The sequence below is a fragment of the Micromonospora sp. LOL_025 genome, assembly GCF_048060285.1.
Lineage (GTDB): Bacteria > Actinomycetota > Actinomycetes > Mycobacteriales > Micromonosporaceae > Micromonospora.
In genome coordinates this window covers 151,036-172,572 of the sequence record NZ_JBHMIR010000005.1, presented here as the reverse complement: position 1 = coordinate 172,572, position 21,537 = coordinate 151,036, and the positions used below count along the sequence as shown (strand labels likewise).

Sequence of the window (21,537 nt, the reverse complement as noted above, 5' to 3'; positions counted from 1 at the left end):
GGTCCAGAAACCTAGCCGCCCCGTTTCACGACCGTCAATCAACCTGATCGACGCGATCAAATGTCCTCCGGTCCGGCCGGAGCGCCGTTCAGGCTCTGTCCGGTGACAGCCGGTGGTACCTACGCTCACGGACGGCGGCGGTGCGCTCGCCCGGCCGCCGCGCCGTCCCGGGCTGCCCGGCACGGCCACACTTCTGCGGCGAGGGGGCTGTCGGATGACCGACCGACCGGAGCGACGGGCCGACTACGTGCACCGGGCGCTGGAGCTGTTCGCGGGCTTCGGCGACCGGGAGGCGCTGGTCGGAAACGGACACCGGCTCAGCTACGCCGAGGTCGCCGCGCAGGTGCGCGGGCTGGCCGCGACCCTGCTCGGGCACGGCGTACGGCCGGGGCAGGCGGTGCTGCTCGCGCTCGGCAACCCGGTGGAGGGGCCGCTGGTGCAGCTCGCCCTGCACCTGCTGGGCTGCCGGACGATGTGGGTCGCCCCGGTGACGTCACGCCGGGAGGTCGACGAGTTCGTCCGGCTGGCCCGCCCCGACGCGTTCGTCCACGACGCCCGGGACCCGGCCGGCCTCGGCCCGGAGTTGGCCGCCGGGCTGCCCGGCGTACCCGTGCTCTGCCTTGGCCCGGGCGGCGCGGGCCCGGACCTCCTCGCCGCGGCCGCGCGCGCCGGTGCGGTCGAGCTGCCGGCCGAGGTGCCGGCGCCGGAGTCCTTCCTGCAGACCAGCGGCACCACCGGCACCCCGAAGCTGGTGCACCACCGGGAGAGCTTCTACGCGCAGATCCTCGCCCTGGCCGCCGACTTCCGCGCCGCCGGGCACCCGCCCCTGCGACACCTGTCGCACTCGCCGATGTGGCTGGCCAGCGGCCAGATCACCACGCTGTTCAACCTCTTCACCGGCGGGGTGCTGTTCCCGCGCGAGGGCTGGGACCCGGCGCGGTTCATCGCCACCGTCGACCGGGAGCGGATCAACTCGACCTTCGTCACGCCGCCGATGCTCTACGAGGTGCTCGACCACCCCGCCCTGGACGGCGCGGACTTCTCCGCCATGTTCATGTTCAACGTGGGCGCCGGGCCCGCCGCGCCCGCCCGCCTGCGCCAGGCCATCGCCCGCTTCGGCCCGGTGCTGCGCATCGTGTACGGCCTCAGCGAGGCCGTCGTGGTCACCGCCCTGCCGGGGCTGACCGACGACCCGGCGCACCCGCAGCGGCTGCGCTCCTGCGGGCGACCCTACGGCGACGTACGCGTCGAGGTCCGCGCCGAGGACGGCACGGTGCTGCCGCCCGGCGCCGACGGCGAGGTGTGGGTGCACACCGACCTGCGCTTCGCCGGCTACCACGGCCAGCCCGAACTGACCGCCGAGACGCTGGTCGACGGCTGGGTCCGCACCCGCGACGTCGGGCACCTCGACGCCGACGGCTACCTCTACCTCGTCGACCGGTTGCAGGACCGCATCCTCACCCGGCGGCGCAGCTGGCCGATCCACTGCCGCCCGATCGAGGACGTCCTGGCCGGGCACCCGCAGGTGCGGGCGGCGGCGGTGATCGGCGTGCCGGACGAGGCGGCTGGCGAACTGCCGTACGCCTACGTGGTGCCGGCGCCCGGCGCGACGGTGACCGCCGGGGAACTGATCGATGTGGTGACCGCCGAGCTCAGCGACACCTGGGCGCCGGGCGGGGTGGAGTTCGTCGACCGGCTGCCGCTCAACCGCTCGGCCAAGGTGGACAAGCGCGCGCTGCGAACCCGCCACGCCGCGGACCACCCGTCGTCGGTCGAGCACCCCGAGGCGTCGATCGGCACCCTGGCGTGACCCCCCGGCGGGAACTGACCGTCCTGGTCGCCGCCGACCTGATCTCGAACCTGGGCAGCCGGATCTCGGTGGTGGCCATTCCCTGGCTGGTGCTGGAGACCACCGGCAGCCCGGCGAAGATGGGCGCGGTGGCCGCCGCCGAGACGCTGCCCTACCTGCTCTCCAGCGCCCTGGGCACACCCTGGGCGGACCGGATCGGGCTGCGCCGCACCTCCATCCTGGCCGACGCGGGCAGCGCCGCGCTGATGGTGGCGGTGGCCCTCACCCCGTGGCTCGGCTTCGGCGCGCTGCTCGCCCTGGTCGCCCTGGTGGGCGCGCTGCGGGGCGTCGGCGACCGGGTCAAGCACGTGATGTTCCGCCCGGCCGCCGAGGCCGCCGGGGTCCGGCTGATCCGGCTGACCTCCGTCTACGACGGGTTGGGCCGGCTGGCGACCCTGCTCGGCGCGGGGCTGGGCGGGCTGCTCGTCTGGTGGTTCGGGGTGACGCAGGCGCTCCTCATCGACGCCGCCAGCTTCGCCGCGTGCGCCCTGCTGGTCGGCCTGCTGGTCCGGCCGCCGGCCGAGGCGCCGGAGCCGACGGCGCCGGAGCGATACCTGCGCGCGCTCGCGGGCGGGTTCCGCCACCTGGGCCGCGACCGGATGCTGCTGACGATGCTGCTGGTGGTCTCGGCGCTGAACATGGCGGTCAACGCGAGCGTCGCGGTCTACATCCCGCTCTGGGTGGCCGACGTGCTGCGCAGCCCCGCCGGGCTGGGCCTGGTGCTCGGGGCGTTCTCGGCCGGCGCGCTGCTGGGCAACCTGCTGTTCACGGCGTACGGGCCCCGGCTGCCCCGGTACCTGACCTTCGTCGTCGGTGCGGCGCTCGGCGGCGCCCCGCGGCTGCTGGTCCTGGCGCTGAGCGAGGAACTGGCGGTGGTGCTGGCGGTGACGTTCGCCTCCGGCATCGGCATCGCGGCGGTCAACCCGCTGCTCGGGGTGGCGATCTACGAGCGGGTGCCGGCCGGCTTGCAGACCCGGGTGATCGGGCTGGCCGGGTCGCTGGCGTTCGCGGGCCTGCCGCTGGGCGCGCTGCTGGGTGGCTGGTCGGCCACCGCGCTCGGCCTCGTCCCCGCCCTGCTGGTCATGGCGGCGTTCTGCCTCGTCGTGACCCTGCTGCCGCTCCTGCCCGGACTGCGTCCACGGTCCACCGCCGCGCCGGCCGAGCGGGCGCCGGGTGTCGTGGGTCGGGCGTAGGGTCGGGGGCATGGCCACGTGGGAGGACGTACGCCGGATCGCGCTGGGTCTGCCGGAGACGGGCGAGCACCCGTCCTACCAGGGGGCGCCCGCGTGGAAGGTCCGTGACAAGGCGTTCGTCTGGGAGCGACCGCTGCGCCGCGCCGACCTCGACGCCCTGGGGGCGGCGGCGCCCGACGGTCCGGTCCTCGGCGTACGGGTGCCGGACCTGGGGGCGAAGGAGGCGCTGCTCGCCGACGACCCGGCCGTCTACTTCACCACCCCGCACTTCGACGGCTACCCGGCGGTCCTCGTCCGGCTCGACCGGATCGACCCCGACGAGCTGGCCGAGCTGGTCGTCGAGGCGTGGCAGGACCGGGCGCCGAAGCGGCTCGCGGCGGCCTACCGGGCGGGGCGGCACGCGTAGGCCGGCTACCCGGAGGCGACGAGCCCTCTCAAGCTCCGGCGGGGGGCGTGACCCGCGACGGGCCGGGGGTGCTGGCGCGGCTCGGCGGCCCGACCGGCGCTGGCCGTCGACGGGCTCGACACGAACCGGCTGCGCCTCAGACGTTGTTGAGGTAGGTGAGGACGGCGAGGACGCGGCGGTTGTCGTCGGAGGACGGGGGGAGACGCAGCTTGTCGAAGATGCTCGCGGTGTGCTTGCCCACGGCACTCTCGCTGAGGAACAGCCGCTGCGAGATGGCGGCGTTGGAGCGTCCCTGGGCCATGAGTTCGAGGACGTCGCGCTCGCGCGGCGTGAGGCGGGTCAGGGGCGAGGCGGTGCCGCCGGCGGTCAGCAGCCTGGCGATCACCTCGGGGTCCATCGCGGTGCCGCCCGACGCGACCCGGCGTACGGCGTCGATGAACTGGTCGGCGTTCAGGACGCGGTCCTTGAGCAGATAGCCGACCGCGCCGGCGCCGTCGGCCAGTAGTTCCCGGGCGTAGAGCTGCTCGACGTGCTGGGACAGCACCAGCACCGGAAGGCCGGGCACGTCCCGCCGGGCGGCCAGCGCCGCCTGGAGGCCCTCGTCGGTGAAGGTCGGCGGTAGCCGTACGTCGACGATGGCCACGTCGGGCCGGTGCCGAGCCAGGGCGGCGCGCAGTGCCGGCCCGTCGCCGACGGCCTCGGCGAGGGTGAAACCGTGGCTTTCGAGGAGCAGGACCAGCCCATCCCTCAGGATGTGGAGGTCCTCGGCGAGGACGACGCGCACGGGATCTCCATGGTGACGACGGTGGGTCCGCCGGGCGGACTGTGCAGGGTCATGGTTCCGTCGAATGTAGCGAGCCGCCGTCGGATGCCGCGCAGCCCGGTCCCTGCCGCGGGGTCGGCCCCGCCGGGACCGTCGTCGGTCACGACCACCCGGAGCATCCCGTCGCGGTGCGACAGCGAGACCGAGATGTGGGTCGCGCAGCGGGCCGCGTTGGTGAGGGCCTCGCAGGCGACGAAGTAGGCGGCCGACTCGACCGGCGCGTCGAGCCGGCCGGGCAGGTCGACGTCCACGTCCACCGGCAGCGGGGTGTCGAGCGCGATCGCCCGGACCGCGTCGCCGAGCCCGCGTTCGGCGAGCACCGGCGGGTGGATGCCGCGTACCAGGTCGCGCAGCTCGGCCAGCGCGGCGGCGGACGTCTCCTGCGCCTGTTCGAGCAGCCGCCGCGCCCGCACCGGGTCGGTATCCATGAGCCGTGCGACGGCGGCCAGGCCGAGTCCGACGGCGATGAGCCGGGCCTGGGCGCCGTCGTGCAGGTCGCGTTCGATGCGACGCAGTTCGGCCGCCTGCACGTCGACGGCGTCGGCCCGGGTGGTGGCGAGGTGCGCGACCCGCGAGGCGAGCACGGTGGCCGCCGTGGGAGTGAGCAGGAGCCGGTCCCACGACAGCCGCAGCCTCACCAGTGGGCTGGCCAGGCCGAGCCCGAGCAGCGCCATGACCAGCCCGCCGGGCATGCTCGCCCAGTCCGGAAACCACGGCGCGACGAGGCCGACGTGCTCGATGCCGAACCACAGGTAGAACGGGGTGGCCCAGTAGCCGGTGAGCAGGCCGATCGGCACCGCCCAGCCCACCCACGTCAGGGGCTGACAGAACAGGCCGTAGAACCCGAAGGCGACCAGGACCGCCGGGACGAACGAGAGCGGGGCCAGGACGACCGAGCCCAGTGCCCACAGCTGGTCCCGCCAGGTGGCCGGGTCACCGAACAACCACCCCGGCCGCTGACCTTGGACGGCTGCCGGGAGGTCGGTGTACAGGACCCGCCCGACCCGGTAGTTGCCGTCCTCTCCGGGGCTGGGCGACGGCGGGTACGGCCGGTACGGTGCGGGCAGGTCGCGGCCCGTCCAGGTGCGGGCGTAGCGCCGGTAGAGCTGCACCAGTGACCGCGTGGCCGGCAGGGTGTACGGCAGCAGCCCGCCCCACGACAGGGCTGCGGCGAGCAGGTTGAGCAGCAGACCGCCGAACGCGGCGAGGGACAGCCCGGCCAGGCCGGCCCCCCGCCAGGTCGCGGCCGACGCCCGGGTGACCCACCGGCCGACCGCCGTCTGCGGCCGCTCCCCGGGCCCCAGCAGCACGCCGGCCCACAGCCCGTACGCCCGCAGCGCACCCGGCGCGAGCAGGAACGCGGCCACGACGGCCCCGACAGCCACCGGCACCGACCACGCGGGATCCCAGGGAGGAGAGGCGAGCAGGAACACGCCGGCCGCGATCAGCGCGGGCGGCACCAGGAGCGGGAGCCCGCCGGTGACCGGGGTGAGGATCAGCCACAGCCATTCCCGGCCGAGCGTCGGGTCCTTCGCGTGCTGGTCCAGCTTGAGCAGGAACGCCGGCAGCCGTGGCGACCGGAACAACGTGCCCTCGTGGGCGTACCAGCCGTCCTCGCGCCGGTGCGGTGCACGTGGTGGCGACCGGACGGGGTCGGGGAGGTCGGCCCCGGCCCAGGCGCGGGCGAGCCGGCGCGCCAGCGCGGTCAGCCGGAACTGGCCGGAGACGGCGAGCGGGTAGGTGACCACCAGGGTGGCACCGAGCACGAGGAGGTGTCCGTAGGCGAACCCGGTCACGCCCAGCACGACCAGGGCGACGCAGCGTGGCACGGCGAGCGCGAAGCGGGTCATGGGGCGAGTCTTCGTCGTACCGACCGCCGCCGCACTGGGGAAGGGTACCGGCCGGGGGTGGGGCTGGGTACACCTCCACCAGGCAGTTGAGCCCATTCTCCCGAGTCTGCAAGGTTCCTACCGTCGTCGGCATGTCAGTCATCGAGGTACGGAACCTCCGCAAGCAGTACGGCGACCAGACCGCCGTCGCGGATGTGTCGTTGAGCGTGGACGAGGGCGAGATCTTCGGGCTCGTCGGCCCGAACGGCGCCGGCAAGACCACCACCGTGGAGTGCATCGAGGGGCTCCGGGCCCCGGACTCCGGATCGGTACGGGTGCTGGGGCTGGACCCGCGCCGGGACCGCGCGGCGGTGCGTCGGAAGCTGGGCATCCAACTCCAGGAGAGCCAACTGCCGGACCGGATCAAGGTGTGGGAGGCGCTCGACCTGTACAGCTCGTTCTATCCGCAGCCGGCCGACTGGCGGGCGCTGATGGACGAGCTGGGCCTGGCCGCCAAACGGAACACGGTGTTCGCGAAGCTCTCCGGCGGTCAGAAGCAGCGGCTGTCGATCGCGCTCGCGCTGGTCGGCAACCCGTCGGTGGCGATCCTGGACGAGCTGACCACGGGGCTGGACCCGCAGGCGCGGCGGGACACGTGGGAGCTGGTCCGGCAGGTCCGGGACCGTGGCGTCACGGTCGTGCTGGTGACCCACTTCATGGACGAGGCGGAGCGGCTGTGCAACCGGTTGGCGGTCGTCGCGGCCGGACGGGTCGTCGCCGTCGACACTCCCCGCAGCCTGATCGCCGGTGCCCGGGTGCCCGGCGTCGAACGGCCCACCCTCGAGGACGCGATCCTCTCCCTCACCTCTGCCAGGAGCCTCCGATGACCACCCTTGCCAAGATCGTCCGCGTAGAGTCGAAGCTGTTCCTCCGGGATCCGGTCGGCACGTTCTTCGCCATCGCGTTCCCGGCCCTGCTGATCCTGGTGCTCGGCCTGGCCCTGCCGGGGACCCGCGACCCGTCGGACGAGATGGGCGGCCGGCGTCCCGTGGAGGTCTACCTGCCGATCACCATGACGCTGGCCATCGCGACGGTGACGATGGTGACGCTGGTGGCCGTGGTGGCCAGCTACCGCGAGCGGGGCGTCCTGCGCCGGCTGGCGACCACCCCGGTCTCGCCGGCGGCGTTGCTCCTCGCGCAGGTGGCCGTGAACGTCGGCGCAATGCTGCTCGCCTGCGGCCTGGCCTGGCTGGTGGCGGCGACCGTCTTCGACGTCCCGCCGCCCGGCAACGCGGTCGGCTTCGTGCTGGCGTTCACGCTCGGGGCGAGCGCGATGTGCGCCGTCGCGCTGCTCGTGGCGGCGGTCACGCCGAGCGCCCGGGCCTCGTCGGGGGTCGGCCAGCTGATCTACTTCCCGATGATGTTCTTCGCCGGGGTGTGGACGCCGGGGCCGCAGATGCCGGAAATGGTGCGGAGGATCGCCGACTTCACCCCGTTGGGCGCCGCGTCCCTGGCCGTGCAGGACGCCTGGGCGGGCTCGTGGCCCACGCTGCTGCACCTGGCCGTGATGGTGGCGTTCACCGTGGCGCTGGGCGGCATCGCGGCCCGCTACTTCCGGTGGGAGTGACGCGCCGGCGGGCGTCGTGACGGCGGCGGCCGGGCGCCGGAGGAACTCCGTGTGTCCGGACGGGCAGCCGGCAGGAGTGCCTCGAACACATCGAGCGGGTCTGGACCGACATGCGCCCGCGCAGCCTGCGCCGGGCCGGGAAGGAAGATCCCGCGCATCCGGCCCGATAGACCGCACGGAGCGAAGGGCCGGCCGCGCGCGGCCGGCCCTTCGCTCCGGATCAGAACGCCGGGGGAATCTCCTCGCCGGTCACCGTGTCGACGAGGGTGATGGCCTCCACCGGGCAGAATCCGGCGGCCTCGCGGATCTCGGGGTTCGGCTCCATCACCTCGGCCAGCGGCCGAGAGACGCCGTCCACCACGGCGAAGTGCCCGGCCGCGACATTTTCGCACATGCTCGACCCGGTACACCGGTTCCGGTTCACGGCGACCCGCCAGCCGGTCTTTTCCCCGGACTCGTCCGAACGCACGATGACTTCCTCCCTCACCCCGACGTCGGAAATGCTCGCGGCCGCTATTCGGCGATCCGGGTACGCATCGTCCAGCGGAAGGCGATCGCGCCGTCGTCCGCGGGATCGGCGCCCGTCTGGCGTTCGAAATGCTCGTAGCCGCCGTAGTGCTCGATCTTCACCCTCTCGCCGGCAGCCACGGCTTTGAGCAGGCGACGTCCGGGCGGAAGGTCCGCCGGACCGCCCTCCAGGACAACATCCACGAGGTTGTCGTCTGCGAGATGACCCATCGCGGTGCCCTCCCCGACAGTTCTGGCGCGAATGACGTCCGGAAACAGGATCTCGACGCCTTTTCGTTCGACGGTAATCAATCGGTGGAACGGGCCCCACCCCTCACGGACCTTCATCGGGATAGCCGGTGGCGGCCGTATTCGCCGATCCACGTTGCTTACCCGGTGATTACCGGCTTGTTCCACGGCGGATCGTAGGTTCCTCAGCGCGGCAACAGACGAGATCACCCCGCATCGCGGTCACCTGCGAACAGGAGTCAGCATGGCAACGTTGGGCCCCACCGTGTCGGCCGGCAAGGCCGACAGTCCGCCGTCGTTCCCGATGCGCCGCTCCGGGTGCCCGTTCACCCCGCCCCCGGAGTACGAGACGCTGCGCTCGACGGAACCGGTGTCCCGGGCCATGCTTCGCGACGGCAGCATGGTCTGGCTGGTCTCGCGGTACGCCGACGTCCAGGCCGCGCTCACCGACCCCCGGATCAGCAGCGACAGCACCATCCCGGGCATTCCCCTGGCCGGCGGTACCGGGGTGGACCCACAAGGACGGCGTTCGTCGTTCGTCCGGATGGACCCGCCCGAGCACGACGTGTACCGCAAACTGCTGATGCCCGACTTCACGATGCGCAAGATCCGCACCCTGCGCCCGCGGATCCAGCGGATGGTGGACGATGCGCTGGACGTCATGCGGGACAGTGGCCAGCCCGCCGACCTCGTGAACCTGGTGGCGCTACGGGTGCCGTCGGTGCTCACCTGCGAACTTCTCGGCGTGCCGGAGTCCGAGCACCACTTCTTCCAGACCCGCGCGAATCTCCTGCTCCAGCGCAGCGGCACGATGAACGACCTCCGGACCGCCGTGATGGAGATGCGCACCCACATGCTCGCCCTGTTGGACGAGAAACGCCGTAACCCGGGCGACGACATCCTCACCAAACTCGCGCACGCACCGGCCGAACTCGAGCTGGCGGATTCCGAGCTCGCCGGCGCGGCCCAGAGCGTGCTGAACGCATCGCACGAGTCGACCGCCAGCATGATCGCCCTCGGCACGCTGGTCCTGCTGGAACACCCCGGTACGCTCGCCGAACTGAAAGCCGACCCGGCCCTGTGGCCCAAGGCTGTCGAGGAGCTGCTCCGCTACCTCAGCGTCGGCGATCTGGTTCTGCCCCGGATCGCCAAGGAGGACGTCGAGATCGCGGGACAACGGATCGCGGCCGGTGAGGGTCTGTATCTCCTCGCCGCCTCGGCCAACCACGACAAGGACTTCTTCGAGGACCCGGACACCTTCGACATTCATCGCTCGACGCGCGGGCACATGGCGTACGGCTACGGCATCCACCAGTGCATCGGCCAGAACATCGCCAATGCGGAGCTGGAGATCGTCTTCGAGACCCTGTTTCGGCGGTTCCCCGACCTGCGCTGCACCGTGCCGCTCGAGGAGCTGTCGTACAAACACGAGAGCGCTTTCTTCGGCGTTCACGAATTGCCGGTCACCTGGTGAGACGGAGCGGCCGGCCGATCCCGGCCGGCCGCTCCGTCTCCCGCGTACGGTCAGCGCGGTCCGGAGTCGGCGCGCCTCATCTCCGCGCTCATCTACTGGCACGCCGACCACCAGGCCAAGGCCGAGGGCCGCGCCGAGCTGGGCACGGACGCCCTGCCTGCCTTCGGTGTGGCGGTCATGTCCGTCCTCGGCGTGTTCACCGGGTCCCGCACCGCCCGCTGGCAGCGCCGCCGTGAGCTGCACGCCGCCGGCCGTGTCGACGTGCAGGCCCCGAAGTTCGCCTCGTTGGCTTGGCTGCTCACCCCGATCGAAACGCCGCAGGCCCTGCGTCACGCGGTGAAGTACAGGATCCAGTCGCCGGTGCTGGCGGTAGAGGACCTGCGGCTGTACAAGGCGGCGGGCCGACCGGCGGTGTGGCCACGGACCGACCGACCCGACCCCCCAGCCGCAGCCGGCCATCCGACCGACCGCGACTGTCGCCCCGACCACCTGGGCGACCGACCGACCGGACTTCACCCCGGCAGCCGTCCGCAACGCCGCGATCATCCGCGCCAGGTACGGCACGAAGACCGACCAGCCGCAGGAGACCGACTCCGATGCCCGACCTCTTACGCCTGCCCGCTGACCCGTGACAGCCGAGCACCGGAATCCGACCGACCGCACCGTTCCACCGCTCCGGCAGGCCCTTTTCCGGTCCCCGGACGTCGGCTAGCGTGCCGGCATGCCATCGACGTTTACCGAAGCGACGGATCCGTGGTGCCTGCGCGACGGGGAGAGCGCGGCGCTGCTGCGCGGCCACCCGTGGCGGCGCTTCGCGGTGCTGGGCGACAGCGTGGCCGAAGGGCTCTGCGAGCCCGCCGACGGCTATCCCGACGTGCAGTGGGCCGACCGGATCGCCGCCGAACTGCGGGCCGTCCGGCCGGAGCTGGCGTACCTCAATCTGGGCCTGCGAGGGCTGCGGGCGCACGAGGTGCGCGCCGCCCAGCTCGCCCGGGCGCTGGCGTTCCGCCCCGACCTGGCGCTGGTGGTCTGCGGCGGCAACGACGCCTTCGGGCGGGGCTACGACGCGGACGCCGTCGACGCGGAACTGACCGCGATGATCGGGGCGCTCCAGGCCGCCGGCGCGGACGTGATCACCGTCGGCATGTTCGACGTGTCGCTCAGCCCGGCCGTGCCGGAGCGGCACCGGGCCGGCCTCGGCGAACGGATGCGGCGGCTCTCCGCCCACACCGGGGCCCTCGCGGAGCGGCTCGGCACCGTGCACGTGCGGCTCACCGACCACCCGCTCGCCGCCGACCCGACGATGTACAGCAGCGACGGCCGGCACGGCAGCGCCCGCAGCGACGCGGTCGCCGCCGCCGAGACCGTCCGCCGCCTCGGCGCCCACCTCGCGAGCCCCCGGCACCCGAGCTGACCCCGGCCGCCACAGCCCGGCGTGTCAGACGGACTCCCTCGCCGACTCCCTGGCCGCCGTCGCCGCGGTGCGCCGGATCATGCGGGGGGTGACCCCGCGGTAGGAGCGCGGGTCGACGGGCAGCAGCCACTGGCGGGCGCGGGCCAACGGGCCGAGGTTGAGCCCGAGATCGTCGAGCACGTCGTCGATGTTGTGCATCGAGAACGGGATGATGCTCGTACCACGGGCATGCTGCCCGTTGGTCCGCGCCGCCATCCAGGCCAGCCGCGTCCGCAGTTGCACCCGCATCCGCTCCCTGGACGGCAGCGGGATCCCTCCCCGCAGGTACGCGGCCGTCCAGACCGCTGCCATCTCGGCGCCGAGCGGGCTGAAGAACGAGGAGTTGTAGCCGGCGAAGGTGAGCCGCGGGACGTCGACCGGCAGGATCTGGCGGTGGAGCATGAGGTTGCCGGCGGCGTCCTCGAGCCGGGCGTGCAGGGCGGCGTCGAAGAAGGGCACGTGCTGCCGGAAGCCGGTGCCGCAGATGACCAGGTCGGCGGGGAGCACCGTGCCGTCGTCGAGCCGGGCGGCCGGCCGCCCCCCATCGACCAGGAGTTCGCTGATCTGACGATCGCGGTGGACGCTGATCCGACCGTCGGCGACCCGCTCGAAGAAGCCGTCCGTCGCGAGGCTGACCGTGCTCCGCGCGATGTCCTCGAAGGTCCCGTCCGGCACGAGACCCAGCTCGCGCAGCTTGAGCTGCCGGGTCGCGACCGACCCCACGCTGTCGAGCATGCCGCGACGCAGACCGTTGCCCGGGCCGTGCAGGAACCGCTCGAAGCCCTTCACGCTGATGTACCGGAACAGCGCCTCACCCATGCGAGTGAGCAGAAGGTACTTGTAGTTGACTGCTCCGCCGAGCTTCTTGGGCATCTTCCACAGCAGTTGACGGGCGACGACGCGGGTCTGCGCGGCGACGTCGCTCAGCGGGACCGCCACGTCGCAGGACGACTTGCCGTACCCGACGACGAGGACGTCCTTTCCCCGCGCCGCCTCGAGATCGTGGAACTCCCCGCAGGCCAGGACGCGTCCCCCGGCGGCGACGAAGTCCGCACGGCCCGCGAAGGGCGGGATGAACGGCTCGGAGAAGATGCCGTTGGCGACGACGAGATGGTCGTACCGCTCCCAGGTCGCGGGGTCCCGGCCGCCCGTCGGGCGCGACGCGATCAGCCACGCGGTCTCGTCGTCCACGAGTTCCGCGGTGACGACCTCCGTGGACAGTCGCAGGGCGGAGCCGAGCCCGAACCGGTCCACGTAGCTCTCGAGGTACTGCTGGACCTGCTCGCCGGAGGGCCACTGCGGGTAGTGGGCGGGCATCGGCAGGTCGGAGAGGTGGTAGGTGCCCTTGTTGTTCTGGGTGCGGAGCCCGGGGTACCTCCGGGTGCTGCTCCAGACGCCTCCGACGTCGGGCGCCTTCTCGAACACGGTGACCTCGAATCCGCTCTGCCGCAGCACCTTCGCTGCGCCCAAGCCGGCGAATCCGGCACCGACGACGGCGATCCTCATGGCGAACCTCCAAAGACTCCGCGACCCGATGGTGGGAGCCGCGACAGCAGCGCGCTGGCGGCGATCGCACGCTAACGAGCGCGGGGGCGGGGCTGCTATCCGTTGAACGCGGGCAGCATCCACTTCGCGCAGCCGCGGCGAAGGCCCTCCCGCGCTCCCTTGTGTCGGGTTCGGAGCACGCCTCTGTCGAGCGTCCCGCCCCCGTCCTAGTCTCGGCGCAGCAGGGCGTCCCGGCGCAGGGCCGCAGCCTCCGGGCGAACCGTTGTTCCGCGTGTCACCAGCGGTGCACCGCCGCCCCGGCCCGGCTCGATCAGGAGGTCCCAGATGGCTGCCACGACGGTCAGGACGGACGACATCGAGCGCGCCCGCGCGGAGGTGGGTCGCGTCTTCTGCCCGCACCGGCTGACGCCCCAGCCGGGCGTCCGCGGCGTCCGCCTGCGGATGACGGCCCGCCGATCGGGCGGCGTGGGCGTCGTCGACCTCGAGTATGCGCAGGCGGTGCGGATCCAGCCCGCCGCGCTGGAGACCTTCTACCTCGTACAGATCCCCCGTGGCGGCAAGGCCGAGGTTCGTCACGCCGGACGCACCGTGACCTCGACGCCGGACACCGCCTCCGTCCTCTCCCCCTACGACCCCTCGGACATGCGGTGGTCCGGGGCGTCCGCACACCGGATCTTCTACGCCGACCGGCAGACGGTCGACCGGGAGCTCACGCGGCTGCTCGGCCGACCCGTGGAGGGCCAGCTCCGCTTCGACCTCGGCATGGTCATGCGTACGCCCTCGGCGGCGGCCTGGGCGCGCGGAGTGGACTTCCTCGCCGACGAGCTGTCCCAACCGGCGAGCGCCTCCCTCCTCGACCACCCACGGATCGTCGACCGCTTCGAGCAGGCGCTCATCGGCAAGTTGTTGCTGACCCACCGCCACACCCACACCGACCTGCTGGCCGAGCCGGCGAGGCACCCGGCGCCCGGGCGTCTCGTGCAACGCGCCTGCGCGCTGATGACGGAACACCGAGCCGAGGCGCTGACGGTGGGAGACGTCGCGGAGGCGCTGCGGGTGAGCGTACGGACGTTGCAGGACTGCTTCCGTCGCGAGCTGCAGACCACCCCGATGGCCTACCTGCGCGCCCGCCGGCTCGACGCGGTCCACGCCACGCTACGCGCGGCCGAGCCCGGCACGTCCGTGACGAGCGTCGCCCTCGACCACGGGTTCACCCACCTGGGTCGCTTCGCCGGCGAGTACCGGTCCCGCTTCGGGGAGTCGCCGTCCAGCACCCTCCGTCGCTAGCCTGCGAACCTCGCCTCGTCCTGTCTCGGGACGACGGTCGATGGCCCGTCATCCACACCGTGCACGGGGGTGGCGACCGGCGGCGGGTTCGTCACCCGGGGGCGGCGACGGCTCAGGCGAGCTGGTCCAACGTCCGGGTGACGTTGTGCTCGACGATGGCGAGCATGCCGGCCCGGTCCGGGAAGTCGCCGTCGAGCAGGCGCAGCGGACCCGCCACCAGGGACAGATACGTCGCGAGCCGGTAGAGGCGCAGCCGGTTCCCGTCGAGACCGTCGACGGCCAGCGCCGGATACGCGTCGCCGAAGCGCAGTTCGAGGAAGGCGTGCTCCCACTCCACGTCGAGGAACACCGCGCCCTCGATGTCGACGAGCACCGGGCGGTCCCGGTCGTCGACCAGCACGTGGTCCGGGCCGAGTTCGCCGTGGATCAGGCCGTACCGGGAGCGGGGTGCCACGGCGGCGCACCGCTCGGCCAGGGCGTCGGCGAGACGGTCCCGCACGGCGGCGATCCGCTCCACCCGGGCGGCGGCCTCGGTCAGGTCCCGCAGCGCCCGGTCGAGCACGATCCGCTCCACCGGCCGCCCGGGCGTCGGCCCGTCGAGCCCCGGGCGGCCGTACCGGTCGCGACGGCGGGCGTGCATGCTCCGGACGGCGTCGCCGAGCCGGGCCAGCACCACCCCGGCGCGTCGCGGGTCGTGCCGGCGCAGGTCCCGCAGAGTGCCGCCCCGGACGTCCTGCACCACCGCCACCTCGCCGGGCAACAGGCCCGCGGTGGGGGCGAGCAGCAGCCGGGGCACCCGCACCCCGGCGGCGGTGAACTCCCGGTGCGCCGCGGCGAACAGCCCCGCCCCGGTGGCCTGCCCGAACGGGTCGTCGCTCTCCGGTGCCGCCCGCGCCGGCCAGTAGTCCTCCGCCGGATGCCACACGTAGGCGACACCCGTGGACCCGTCGTCGAGGCTCAGCCGGTAGACGCCCTTCTTCGTGCCGCCAACCAACCGCGCGGCCGACACCAGCACCCGCCCGCCCCCGAACGCCGCCCGCGCCACCTCCCGCAGTTCCCCAACGCCCAACCCCACCCGAACCCACCCCACCCTCGACGTGGATCATGCAGTTGTGGTGCGGGGCTCACCCCTTCTTGTCCGAAGTGCACCCCACCACAACTGCATGATCGACGCGTCGGAGGGGGCGGGTCAGGGGGTGGTCAGGAGGCCGGAGAGGAGGACGCCGCGGGCCAGGTTGAGCACGCCGTCACAGCCCGGGAAGCCGGTACGGATGCAGGCGCCGGCGGGCCGACGGCCGAACAGGTACGGGGCGATGCTGTACGGCACCTCGGCGGCGACCGTCTCGCCGGTTCCGATGTGCACGAAGTCCAGCGGCACGTCGTCGGCCTTCACGTACTCCTGGAGGATGAAGCCGCCCCGCCCGAGGGCGCGGGTCAGCCCGTCCCGCCACGCGTCGGCGCCGGTATCCCGGCCGATCAGCACGTCCACCCCGGCGGAGCCGTCGGCCGGCTTCGCCACCAGGCCGGCCCGGTCGGCCACCGCCAGGTCGAGCAGATCCGCCGTCAGCGACCAGGTACGCGGCACGTACCGGTGCACCAGGTCCCGGTCGGGGGCCGGCAGCGCGTCGGCGTCCTCCCACAGCCAGGCGAAGGCGCGCTTGTTGGCGACCAGCCACGCCGCCGCCGACACCCACATCGGCACCGTGCGCGCCGCCAGCGCCGCCTCCAGGGCGTCGACCCCGGTGCTCGGGGTGACCCGGTTGGGCACGAAGAGCCGGAACACCCCCTCGACCGGGGCGCCGCCGGCGACCAGCCGCTTCCGGTCGTCGAGCGCGACCTGGGAGACCGGCGCGATGACCAGGTCCATGCCGCACGCGGCGGCCCGCTCCACCACCGGCGACAGCAGCCGGATGAACCGCTGCGGGTCGTCGAGTCCGGGGTACTCGGCGTCGAAGTCGACAAGCATGGCGACGCGGGCGCCCTCGGGCAGGCCGAGGCCGGCGCGGATCGCGGCGAAGCGCCGGTCCACCGCCGAGGGCGCCGCCGCCAGCCGGACCCGGTCGGTGAGGCCGCGCCGCCGGTAGACCTCGACGAAGCGGCGCACCGTGGTGTCGGCGTCGAACGCCCCGCCGAGGCTGCTGTCGATGTTGTACTCGACGAACCGGGGCACCCCGTCGCAGAGCAGCACGTCCGGGCGGAAGGCATCCAGCAGCGCCTCGGTCAGCGGCTCGTCGTCGTCGAGCAGCCGGGTCTCGCCGTCGGCGACGTCCAGCAGCCGGCGCAGCTCCCCCGCCGTGCCGGCCCGCCGCCGGCACGCCTCGAAGAGGAGCTGCGCGAGCCGGTCGGCGACGGCGTTGAGCACGCCCAGCGAGGTGTCGTCCATCACCGGCGGCCGGGCCAGGCGCCACTGCTCGTTGTACGTGGCGCGGCCGTCGAATACCTCGCGCCAGGCTCCGGCCCCGGCGGCCACCATCTCGGCGCGTACCGGCGCGGGCAGGTCGAGCCACGCCTTCGCGGCGGAGGGCCAGCGGTAGTCGGCGTCGTCCATTCATCCCTCCTTCATGACGTGTCCGATGGCGGTCCGGAGCTGCTCGCGGCTGGGCTGCACGGCCCGGTCCAGCGCGGGGGCGAACGGCAGCACCGCGCCGTCGGGGCGGGTGACCCGCCGTGGCGGCGCGACCAGCCGCACCCGCTCGACCACGGTCGCGATGATCTCCCCGGCGATGCCGCAGGAGCGGTTGGAGTCGTCCACCACCACCAGCCGCCCGGTGCGGGCCACCGAGGCGGTGAGGGCGTCCCAGTCGAACGGGTAGAGCGTGCGCGGGTCGAACACCTCCACCGACACCTGCTCGGCCAGTTCCTCGGCGACGGCGAGGGCGTCGTGCACCAGGTGCCCGACCGCGACCACGGTCACGTCGTCGCCGGGCCGGTGCACCCGGGCGCGGCCCAGCGGCACCGGGGCGAGCGCGGCGAGGTCGACGTCGGCGCGGACGTCCAGCGCCCCGGCCGGGGCGAAGACCACCACCGGGTCGTCGCACCGCACCGCCGACACCAGCAGGCCGTACGCGTCGGCCGGGGTGGAAGGCACGACCGTGGTCACCCCGACGTGGGCGAAGAGGCCGTACGGGTGGTCGGAGTGCTGCCCCGCCCAGCCCGTCCGGGACCCGGAACCGGGCACCAGGTAGGTGACGGGCACCGCGCACTGCCCGCCGGTCATCAGCGGGAACTTGTGCGCGTGGTTGACGATCTGCTCGAACACCAGGAACAGCAACGACGGGATCTGGAACTCCACCACCGGCCGCATCCCGGCCAGGGCCGCCCCCGTGGCGAAGCTGGTGAACGCCTGCTCCGACAGCGGGGTATCGCGTACCCGGTCCGGGCCGAACCGCTTGACCAGCCCCGCGGTGACGTTCGAGGCGGCCACCCGGATGTCCTCGCCGAGCAGGAACACCGACTCGTCGCGGGCCAACTCGTCGGCGAGCGCCCGGGTGAGCGCCCTGCGGTAGGACAGTCTGGGCATCTAGCCACCTCCGGTGCGGGCGGTCAGGCCGCTGGCGTACAGGTGTGCCAGGGCGTCGGCCGGATCGGGCTCCGCGCTGGCGAGCGCGAACTGCACGGCCGTCGCCAGGGTCGCCTCCACCTCGGCGTCCACGTCGGCCCGTACGGCGGCGGGCAGCCGGGCGCCCTGGATGTCCACCGGGTCGCGGGAGCGGCCCCGGGCCACCTCGTCGGGCGGGCGGTAGTCGAGGCGTACCGCGTGTTCGAAGGTGTGGTGGGCGTCGAACCGGTAGGTCCGCGCCTCGATCAGCTCGGGGCCGCCGCCGGCGCGCATCCGGTCGACGGCGGCGCTCGCGGCGTCGCGTACCGCCTCGGGGTCCTGACCGTCCACGACGGCGGCCGGGATGCCGAAGGCGGCGGCCCGGCCGGGGATGCTGCCCGCGACCGCGCCCGCGACGGGCATGGTGGTGGCGTAGCCGTTGTTCTCGCAGACGAACAGCACCGGCACCCGCCACAGCGCGGCCAGGTTGAACGCCTCCAGCAGCATCCCCTCGTTGACCGCGCCGTCGCCGAAGAAGCTGACCCCGACGATGTCGTCGCCCCGGCGGCGGCGCGCCCACACCGCGCCGGTGACGATCGCCCCGGACGCGCCGACGATGGCGTTGGCGCCGAGCACGCCGACGCCGAAGTCGGCGGCGTGCATCGAGCCGCCCCGGCCGGCGTTGAGGCCGGTGACCCGGCCGCACAGCTCGGCCATCATCCGGGCCGGGTCGGCGCCCTTGGCGAGCACGTGCCCGTGTCCCCGGTGGGTGCCGGCGACCACGTCGGCGGCGCGCAGCGCGGCGCACACCCCGGCGGCGATCCCCTCCTGCCCGAGGTACGGGTGGATGCCCCCGACGACGTGCCCGGAGTGCACCAGCTCGATCGCCCGCTCCTCGAAGCGGCGGATCAGCCGGACCGTCCGGTAGAGCCGGACCGGGTCGGCGCCCGTCACCGGTCGCTCCCCTCCTTCACGGCGGCGAGGATGTCGTCCCAGAGCCGGGCTCGGGCGACCAGCGCGGTGTTGACGGTGTCCGCGCACTCCTGCCATCTGGCGTCGTCGTCGCCGCACAGGTCGGCGAGCATCTGCATCGCCATCGGGGTGTGCTGCTCGCCGTCGACCTCGATGTGCCGCTCCAGGTAGTCGACGAACGTGTGCAGCCGCCCGCTGCGCTCGTTGACGGCCACGACCTGGGTGAACATGTCGGGGATCAGGTCCTCGCGGCCGAAGGCGAAGGCGGCGGCCTGGCAGTGCACCGGGGTGGTCTCGATGATCCGCCAGGTGGTGCCGGCGAACGCCGCTGACGGCGCCGGTACGCCCGCCGCCACCAACGACTCGGCCACCGGCCGGCCCGCACGCAGCAGCTCGACCAGCCGGTCGACGGCGGTGGTGTCGGCGCCGGCCTCCCGCATGCCCCGCACGTACAGCTCGAAGTGGCTGATGTACCCGTCTCCCAGCTCGTCGCTCTCCTCCACCATCACGATGTCGTTGATCAGCCGGCGGCTGCCGGTCGGCCCGGTCGGGATCCACGGCACGGTGACGCAGGTGAGCTGCCGCTGCAACGACGTCAGCAGGGACATGAAGTCCCAGACGGCGAAGACGTGGTGCTCCATGAAGGTGACCAGCGCCTCGTGGGTGTCGAGGGCGGCGTAGAGGGGGTGCCGCACGACCGCCTCGCGGCGTTCGCTCACCGCCTTCTCCAGCCGCTCGATCCCCGGGTGGGTCCTTCCCCAGTCGTACCGTGACATGTCAGCCTCCCTGCGGGGCGCGGTGGCGCCAGATGACCGGGCAGTACTCGGGGTCCGCGTAGTCCGGCCGCCCGTCGTCGGTGCGGCGGACCAGCACGTCGTGGTTGTACGCGGCGAGGGTGCCGTCGGAGAGCGGATACGCCCGCCAGGCGTTGTCGCCGTCCTGCAGGTGCAGCGAGATCGCCCGGCGCGGGCGGCCGCTGACGTTGGCGCCGCTGCCGTGGTAGGTGCGGCAGTGGTGGAAGCTCATGTGTCCCTTGGGGATCACCATCGGCACCTTGCGGATCTGCGCGCCGTTGTGGGCCGCGTTCTCGGCGAGCATCTCCTCCAGATGGTCGCGGTCGCGGTCGGCGAAGTGGCGCACCACCGTGTCGTCGGCGCCGGTCTCCGCCCAGCGGTGCGAGCCGTCGACCATCGTGATGGTGCCCATCTCCTCGCCGCAGTCGTGGAACGGGATGAACGCGGTGAGCATGTCCTCCGACGACGAGGACGCCCAGTAGTGCTTGTCGAAGTGCCAGGGCACGATGTTCGACGGCTCGCCCGAGACCGGCGGCTTGTGGATCAGCGTGGACTGGAAGACGCGGATCTCGGTGGCCCGGGCGAGGCGGGCGGCGACCGCGCCGATCAGCGGCTTGCGCAGGATCGCCCCGAGCACGTCGTGCTCGTGGTGGACGTAGTCGTTGTGCCGTTGCACCGGGCCCTTCGACGGCTCCCAGTAGGCGAGCCTGGGCGGGCGTACCGGCAGGCGGCGGTCCCGCTCGCCGGCGTAGTACCGGTCGGCGGCGGCCGCGAGGGCGTCCACCTCGTCGTCGGTGAGCAGCTTCTTCGACAGGTACCAGCCGTGCGCGGCGTAGAGCGCCACGTCCTCCTCGGAGGGCAGCAGCGCCTCCTCCTCGACGGTCAGCGTCGGCTCGAACTCGGTCGCGGTCACGCCCGCACCTCCTGCGGTGTCGGGGCCGTGACGGTGGATCCCGCCGCGGCCAGTTCCCGTTCCTTGGCCTCGTAGAGCGCCTTGATGTTGCCGCTGCCGAAGGTCCGCGCCCCGCGCCGCTCGATCAGTTCCAGGAAGAGCGTGCGGCGCACGTGCATGGACTCGGTGAAGATCTGCAGCAGCTGGCCGCCGTGGTCGCGGTCGACGAGCACGCCGAGGTCGCGCAGCCGCTCCAGCGGCGCGTCCACCGGGCCGACGCGCGCCTCCAGGGCGTCGTAGTAGCTGGCCGGGGTGCCGGCGAAGCGCACGCCCCGCTCGGCGAGGGCGGCCACCGCGGTGACGATGTCGTCGGTGCGCAGCCCGAGGTGCTGCACCCCGGCGCCGACGTGCTGGTCCAGGAACGCGTCGAGCTGCCCGGGCCGGCGGGAGCGGTCCGGTTCCAGCAGCACCAGGGTCACCCGCCCCGAGCCGCTCTGCACCACCGTGGAGTTCATCGCCTGCCCGGCGACCTCCACGTGCTCGGCGAAGATCTCCGCGAAGCCGAAGACGTCCCGGTAGTGCCGGACGGTCTCGTCGAGCTGCCCGGGCGGCACGCAGACCGCCAGATGGTCGATCTCGGCGAGCAGCTTGCCGCCGCCGTCGGAGGGGATCATCTCGATCGCCCCGGGCAGGAACTCGCCCCGGTCGCCGTGGCGGGACACGAGGCGGTGCAGCACGTCGCCGAAGCCGCCCACCTCGGCGGTCACCACCTCGGCGTCCGCGCCGCTGCGGGTGGTCGGCGGCGTCACCCCCGCCGCCCCCCGGCGCACCAGTTCGGCGTACGCGCCGGCGGCGTCGTCGACCTCCAACGCGACCACGGCCACGCCGTCGCCGTGCCGCTGCACGTACCTCGACGCCGGGTGCTCTGCGGTGAGCCCGGTGGTGAGCACCATGCGGACGTCGCCCTGGCTCAGCAGCAGCGACCGCTGGTCGGCCAGCCCTGTCTCGGGGCCGCCCTGCCCGCGCAGCTGGAAGCCGACCGCCCGGTCGAAGTAGAAGGCCGCCTGCCGGGCGTCGCCCACGAAGAGTTCGATGTGGTCTATCCCACGGATGTCCATGTCCTCAGCCCTTTCACGGT

At 73.2% G+C, this 21,537-nt stretch carries 20 protein-coding genes; 8 read left to right on the top strand and 12 right to left on the bottom strand.

Features of this window, described 5'->3' with window-relative positions:
- Positions 1–214: 214 nt before the first annotated feature.
- From ACFHW0_RS09470 to ACFHW0_RS09460, 3 genes are read left to right on the top strand one after another with little or no spacing between them, the layout of a single operon-like run.
- Complete coding sequence (locus ACFHW0_RS09470; RefSeq protein ID WP_416606905.1) at positions 215–1,810, top strand: class I adenylate-forming enzyme family protein; 1,596 nt, start codon at positions 215–217, stop codon at positions 1,808–1,810.
- The gene (locus ACFHW0_RS09465) at positions 1,807–3,042 is read left to right on the top strand and encodes an MFS transporter (RefSeq protein WP_416606904.1); all 1,236 of its coding nucleotides are present in this window, start codon (positions 1,807–1,809) and stop codon (positions 3,040–3,042) included. Before ACFHW0_RS09470 ends, ACFHW0_RS09465 begins: the two co-directional genes overlap by 4 nt.
- A gap of 10 nt (positions 3,043–3,052) precedes the next feature.
- Positions 3,053–3,448, top strand: coding sequence for an MmcQ/YjbR family DNA-binding protein (locus ACFHW0_RS09460; protein WP_416606903.1), 396 nt, complete (start codon positions 3,053–3,055; stop codon positions 3,446–3,448).
- Between the two features lie 136 nt (positions 3,449–3,584).
- Here ACFHW0_RS09460 and ACFHW0_RS09455 read toward each other — a convergent pair whose 3' ends face one another.
- Positions 3,585–4,232: a LuxR C-terminal-related transcriptional regulator gene (locus tag ACFHW0_RS09455; protein ID WP_416606902.1), complete on the bottom strand. Its 648-nt coding sequence runs from the start codon at positions 4,230–4,232 to the stop codon at positions 3,585–3,587.
- Entirely contained in the window at positions 4,196–6,121 is a 1,926-nt protein-coding gene (locus tag ACFHW0_RS09450; protein ID WP_416606901.1) for a sensor histidine kinase, read from the bottom strand. The genes ACFHW0_RS09455 and ACFHW0_RS09450 overlap by 37 nt, the downstream gene beginning before the upstream one ends.
- A 131-nt stretch (positions 6,122–6,252) precedes the next feature.
- Between ACFHW0_RS09450 and ACFHW0_RS09445 the strand changes: the two genes are divergently transcribed.
- Complete coding sequence (locus tag ACFHW0_RS09445; RefSeq protein WP_416606900.1) at positions 6,253–6,987, top strand: ABC transporter ATP-binding protein; 735 nt, start codon at positions 6,253–6,255, stop codon at positions 6,985–6,987.
- Entirely contained in the window at positions 6,984–7,727 is a 744-nt protein-coding gene (locus tag ACFHW0_RS09440) for an ABC transporter permease (RefSeq protein WP_416606899.1), read from the top strand. Before ACFHW0_RS09445 ends, ACFHW0_RS09440 begins: the two co-directional genes overlap by 4 nt.
- A gap of 220 nt (positions 7,728–7,947) precedes the next feature.
- On the opposite strand, the gene ACFHW0_RS09435 is transcribed toward ACFHW0_RS09440, so the two are convergent.
- Positions 7,948–8,196, bottom strand: a complete 249-nt coding sequence (locus ACFHW0_RS09435) for a ferredoxin (protein ID WP_416606898.1) — start codon at positions 8,194–8,196, stop codon at positions 7,948–7,950.
- 44 nt (positions 8,197–8,240) lie between these two features.
- On the bottom strand, positions 8,241–8,582 hold the full coding sequence (locus ACFHW0_RS09430) for a DUF5988 family protein (RefSeq protein WP_416606897.1): 342 nt from the start codon (positions 8,580–8,582) through the stop codon (positions 8,241–8,243).
- Between the two features lie 271 nt (positions 8,583–8,853).
- On the opposite strand from ACFHW0_RS09430, the gene ACFHW0_RS09425 reads away from it, so the two are divergent.
- Complete coding sequence (locus tag ACFHW0_RS09425; RefSeq protein WP_416606896.1) at positions 8,854–9,957, top strand: cytochrome P450; 1,104 nt, start codon at positions 8,854–8,856, stop codon at positions 9,955–9,957.
- A gap of 721 nt (positions 9,958–10,678) precedes the next feature.
- The gene (locus ACFHW0_RS09420) at positions 10,679–11,371 is read left to right on the top strand and encodes an SGNH/GDSL hydrolase family protein (RefSeq protein ID WP_416606895.1); all 693 of its coding nucleotides are present in this window, start codon (positions 10,679–10,681) and stop codon (positions 11,369–11,371) included.
- Between the two features lie 24 nt (positions 11,372–11,395).
- Here ACFHW0_RS09420 and ACFHW0_RS09415 read toward each other — a convergent pair whose 3' ends face one another.
- Positions 11,396–12,916, bottom strand: coding sequence for a flavin-containing monooxygenase (locus ACFHW0_RS09415; protein WP_416606894.1), 1,521 nt, complete (start codon positions 12,914–12,916; stop codon positions 11,396–11,398).
- A gap of 324 nt (positions 12,917–13,240) precedes the next feature.
- Here ACFHW0_RS09415 and ACFHW0_RS09410 point away from each other — a divergent pair, with 324 nt between their 5' ends.
- The gene (locus ACFHW0_RS09410; protein ID WP_416606893.1) at positions 13,241–14,203 is read left to right on the top strand and encodes an AraC family transcriptional regulator; all 963 of its coding nucleotides are present in this window, start codon (positions 13,241–13,243) and stop codon (positions 14,201–14,203) included.
- Positions 14,204–14,315: 112 nt separating this feature from the next.
- On the opposite strand, the gene ACFHW0_RS09405 is transcribed toward ACFHW0_RS09410, so the two are convergent.
- The 7 genes from ACFHW0_RS09405 to hppD form a co-directional block, all read right to left on the bottom strand.
- The gene (locus tag ACFHW0_RS09405) at positions 14,316–15,278 is read right to left on the bottom strand and encodes a phosphotransferase family protein (protein ID WP_416606892.1); all 963 of its coding nucleotides are present in this window, start codon (positions 15,276–15,278) and stop codon (positions 14,316–14,318) included.
- 114 nt (positions 15,279–15,392) lie between these two features.
- Entirely contained in the window at positions 15,393–16,751 is a 1,359-nt protein-coding gene (locus tag ACFHW0_RS09400; protein WP_416606891.1) for a hypothetical protein, read from the bottom strand.
- On the bottom strand, positions 16,752–17,723 hold the full coding sequence (locus tag ACFHW0_RS09395) for an alpha-ketoacid dehydrogenase subunit beta (protein WP_416606890.1): 972 nt from the start codon (positions 17,721–17,723) through the stop codon (positions 16,752–16,754).
- Positions 17,724–18,695, bottom strand: a complete 972-nt coding sequence (locus ACFHW0_RS09390) for a thiamine pyrophosphate-dependent dehydrogenase E1 component subunit alpha (RefSeq protein ID WP_416606889.1) — start codon at positions 18,693–18,695, stop codon at positions 17,724–17,726.
- Entirely contained in the window at positions 18,692–19,489 is a 798-nt protein-coding gene (locus ACFHW0_RS09385) for a DUF3050 domain-containing protein (protein WP_416606888.1), read from the bottom strand. Before ACFHW0_RS09385 ends, ACFHW0_RS09390 begins: the two co-directional genes overlap by 4 nt.
- Position 19,490: 1 nt before the next feature.
- Entirely contained in the window at positions 19,491–20,420 is a 930-nt protein-coding gene (locus ACFHW0_RS09380) for a phytanoyl-CoA dioxygenase family protein (protein WP_416606887.1), read from the bottom strand.
- The gene (gene hppD, locus ACFHW0_RS09375) at positions 20,417–21,517 is read right to left on the bottom strand and encodes a 4-hydroxyphenylpyruvate dioxygenase (protein ID WP_416606886.1); all 1,101 of its coding nucleotides are present in this window, start codon (positions 21,515–21,517) and stop codon (positions 20,417–20,419) included. The genes ACFHW0_RS09380 and hppD overlap by 4 nt, the downstream gene beginning before the upstream one ends.
- Positions 21,518–21,537: the final 20 nt, after the last annotated feature.

Bases quoted from the DNA above. Each gene is read 5' to 3' on its own strand.
- ACFHW0_RS09395 (WP_416606890.1), bottom strand. From the start codon at position 17,723: ATGCCCAGACTGTCCTACCGCAGGGCGCTCACCCGGGCGCTCGCCGAC.
- ACFHW0_RS09460 (WP_416606903.1), top strand. From the start codon at position 3,053: ATGGCCACGTGGGAGGACGTACGCCGGATCGCGCTGGGTCTGCCGGAG.
- ACFHW0_RS09470 (WP_416606905.1), top strand. From the start codon at position 215: ATGACCGACCGACCGGAGCGACGGGCCGACTACGTGCACCGGGCGCTG.
- ACFHW0_RS09430 (WP_416606897.1), bottom strand. From the start codon at position 8,582: ATGAAGGTCCGTGAGGGGTGGGGCCCGTTCCACCGATTGATTACCGTC.
- ACFHW0_RS09415 (WP_416606894.1), bottom strand. From the start codon at position 12,916: ATGAGGATCGCCGTCGTCGGTGCCGGATTCGCCGGCTTGGGCGCAGCG.
- ACFHW0_RS09385 (WP_416606888.1), bottom strand. From the start codon at position 19,489: ATGTCACGGTACGACTGGGGAAGGACCCACCCGGGGATCGAGCGGCTG.
- ACFHW0_RS09450 (WP_416606901.1), bottom strand. From the start codon at position 6,121: ATGACCCGCTTCGCGCTCGCCGTGCCACGCTGCGTCGCCCTGGTCGTG.
- ACFHW0_RS09445 (WP_416606900.1), top strand. From the start codon at position 6,253: ATGTCAGTCATCGAGGTACGGAACCTCCGCAAGCAGTACGGCGACCAG.
- ACFHW0_RS09410 (WP_416606893.1), top strand. From the start codon at position 13,241: ATGGCTGCCACGACGGTCAGGACGGACGACATCGAGCGCGCCCGCGCG.
- ACFHW0_RS09400 (WP_416606891.1), bottom strand. From the start codon at position 16,751: ATGGACGACGCCGACTACCGCTGGCCCTCCGCCGCGAAGGCGTGGCTC.
- ACFHW0_RS09420 (WP_416606895.1), top strand. From the start codon at position 10,679: ATGCCATCGACGTTTACCGAAGCGACGGATCCGTGGTGCCTGCGCGAC.
- ACFHW0_RS09440 (WP_416606899.1), top strand. From the start codon at position 6,984: ATGACCACCCTTGCCAAGATCGTCCGCGTAGAGTCGAAGCTGTTCCTC.
- hppD (WP_416606886.1), bottom strand. From the start codon at position 21,517: ATGGACATCCGTGGGATAGACCACATCGAACTCTTCGTGGGCGACGCC.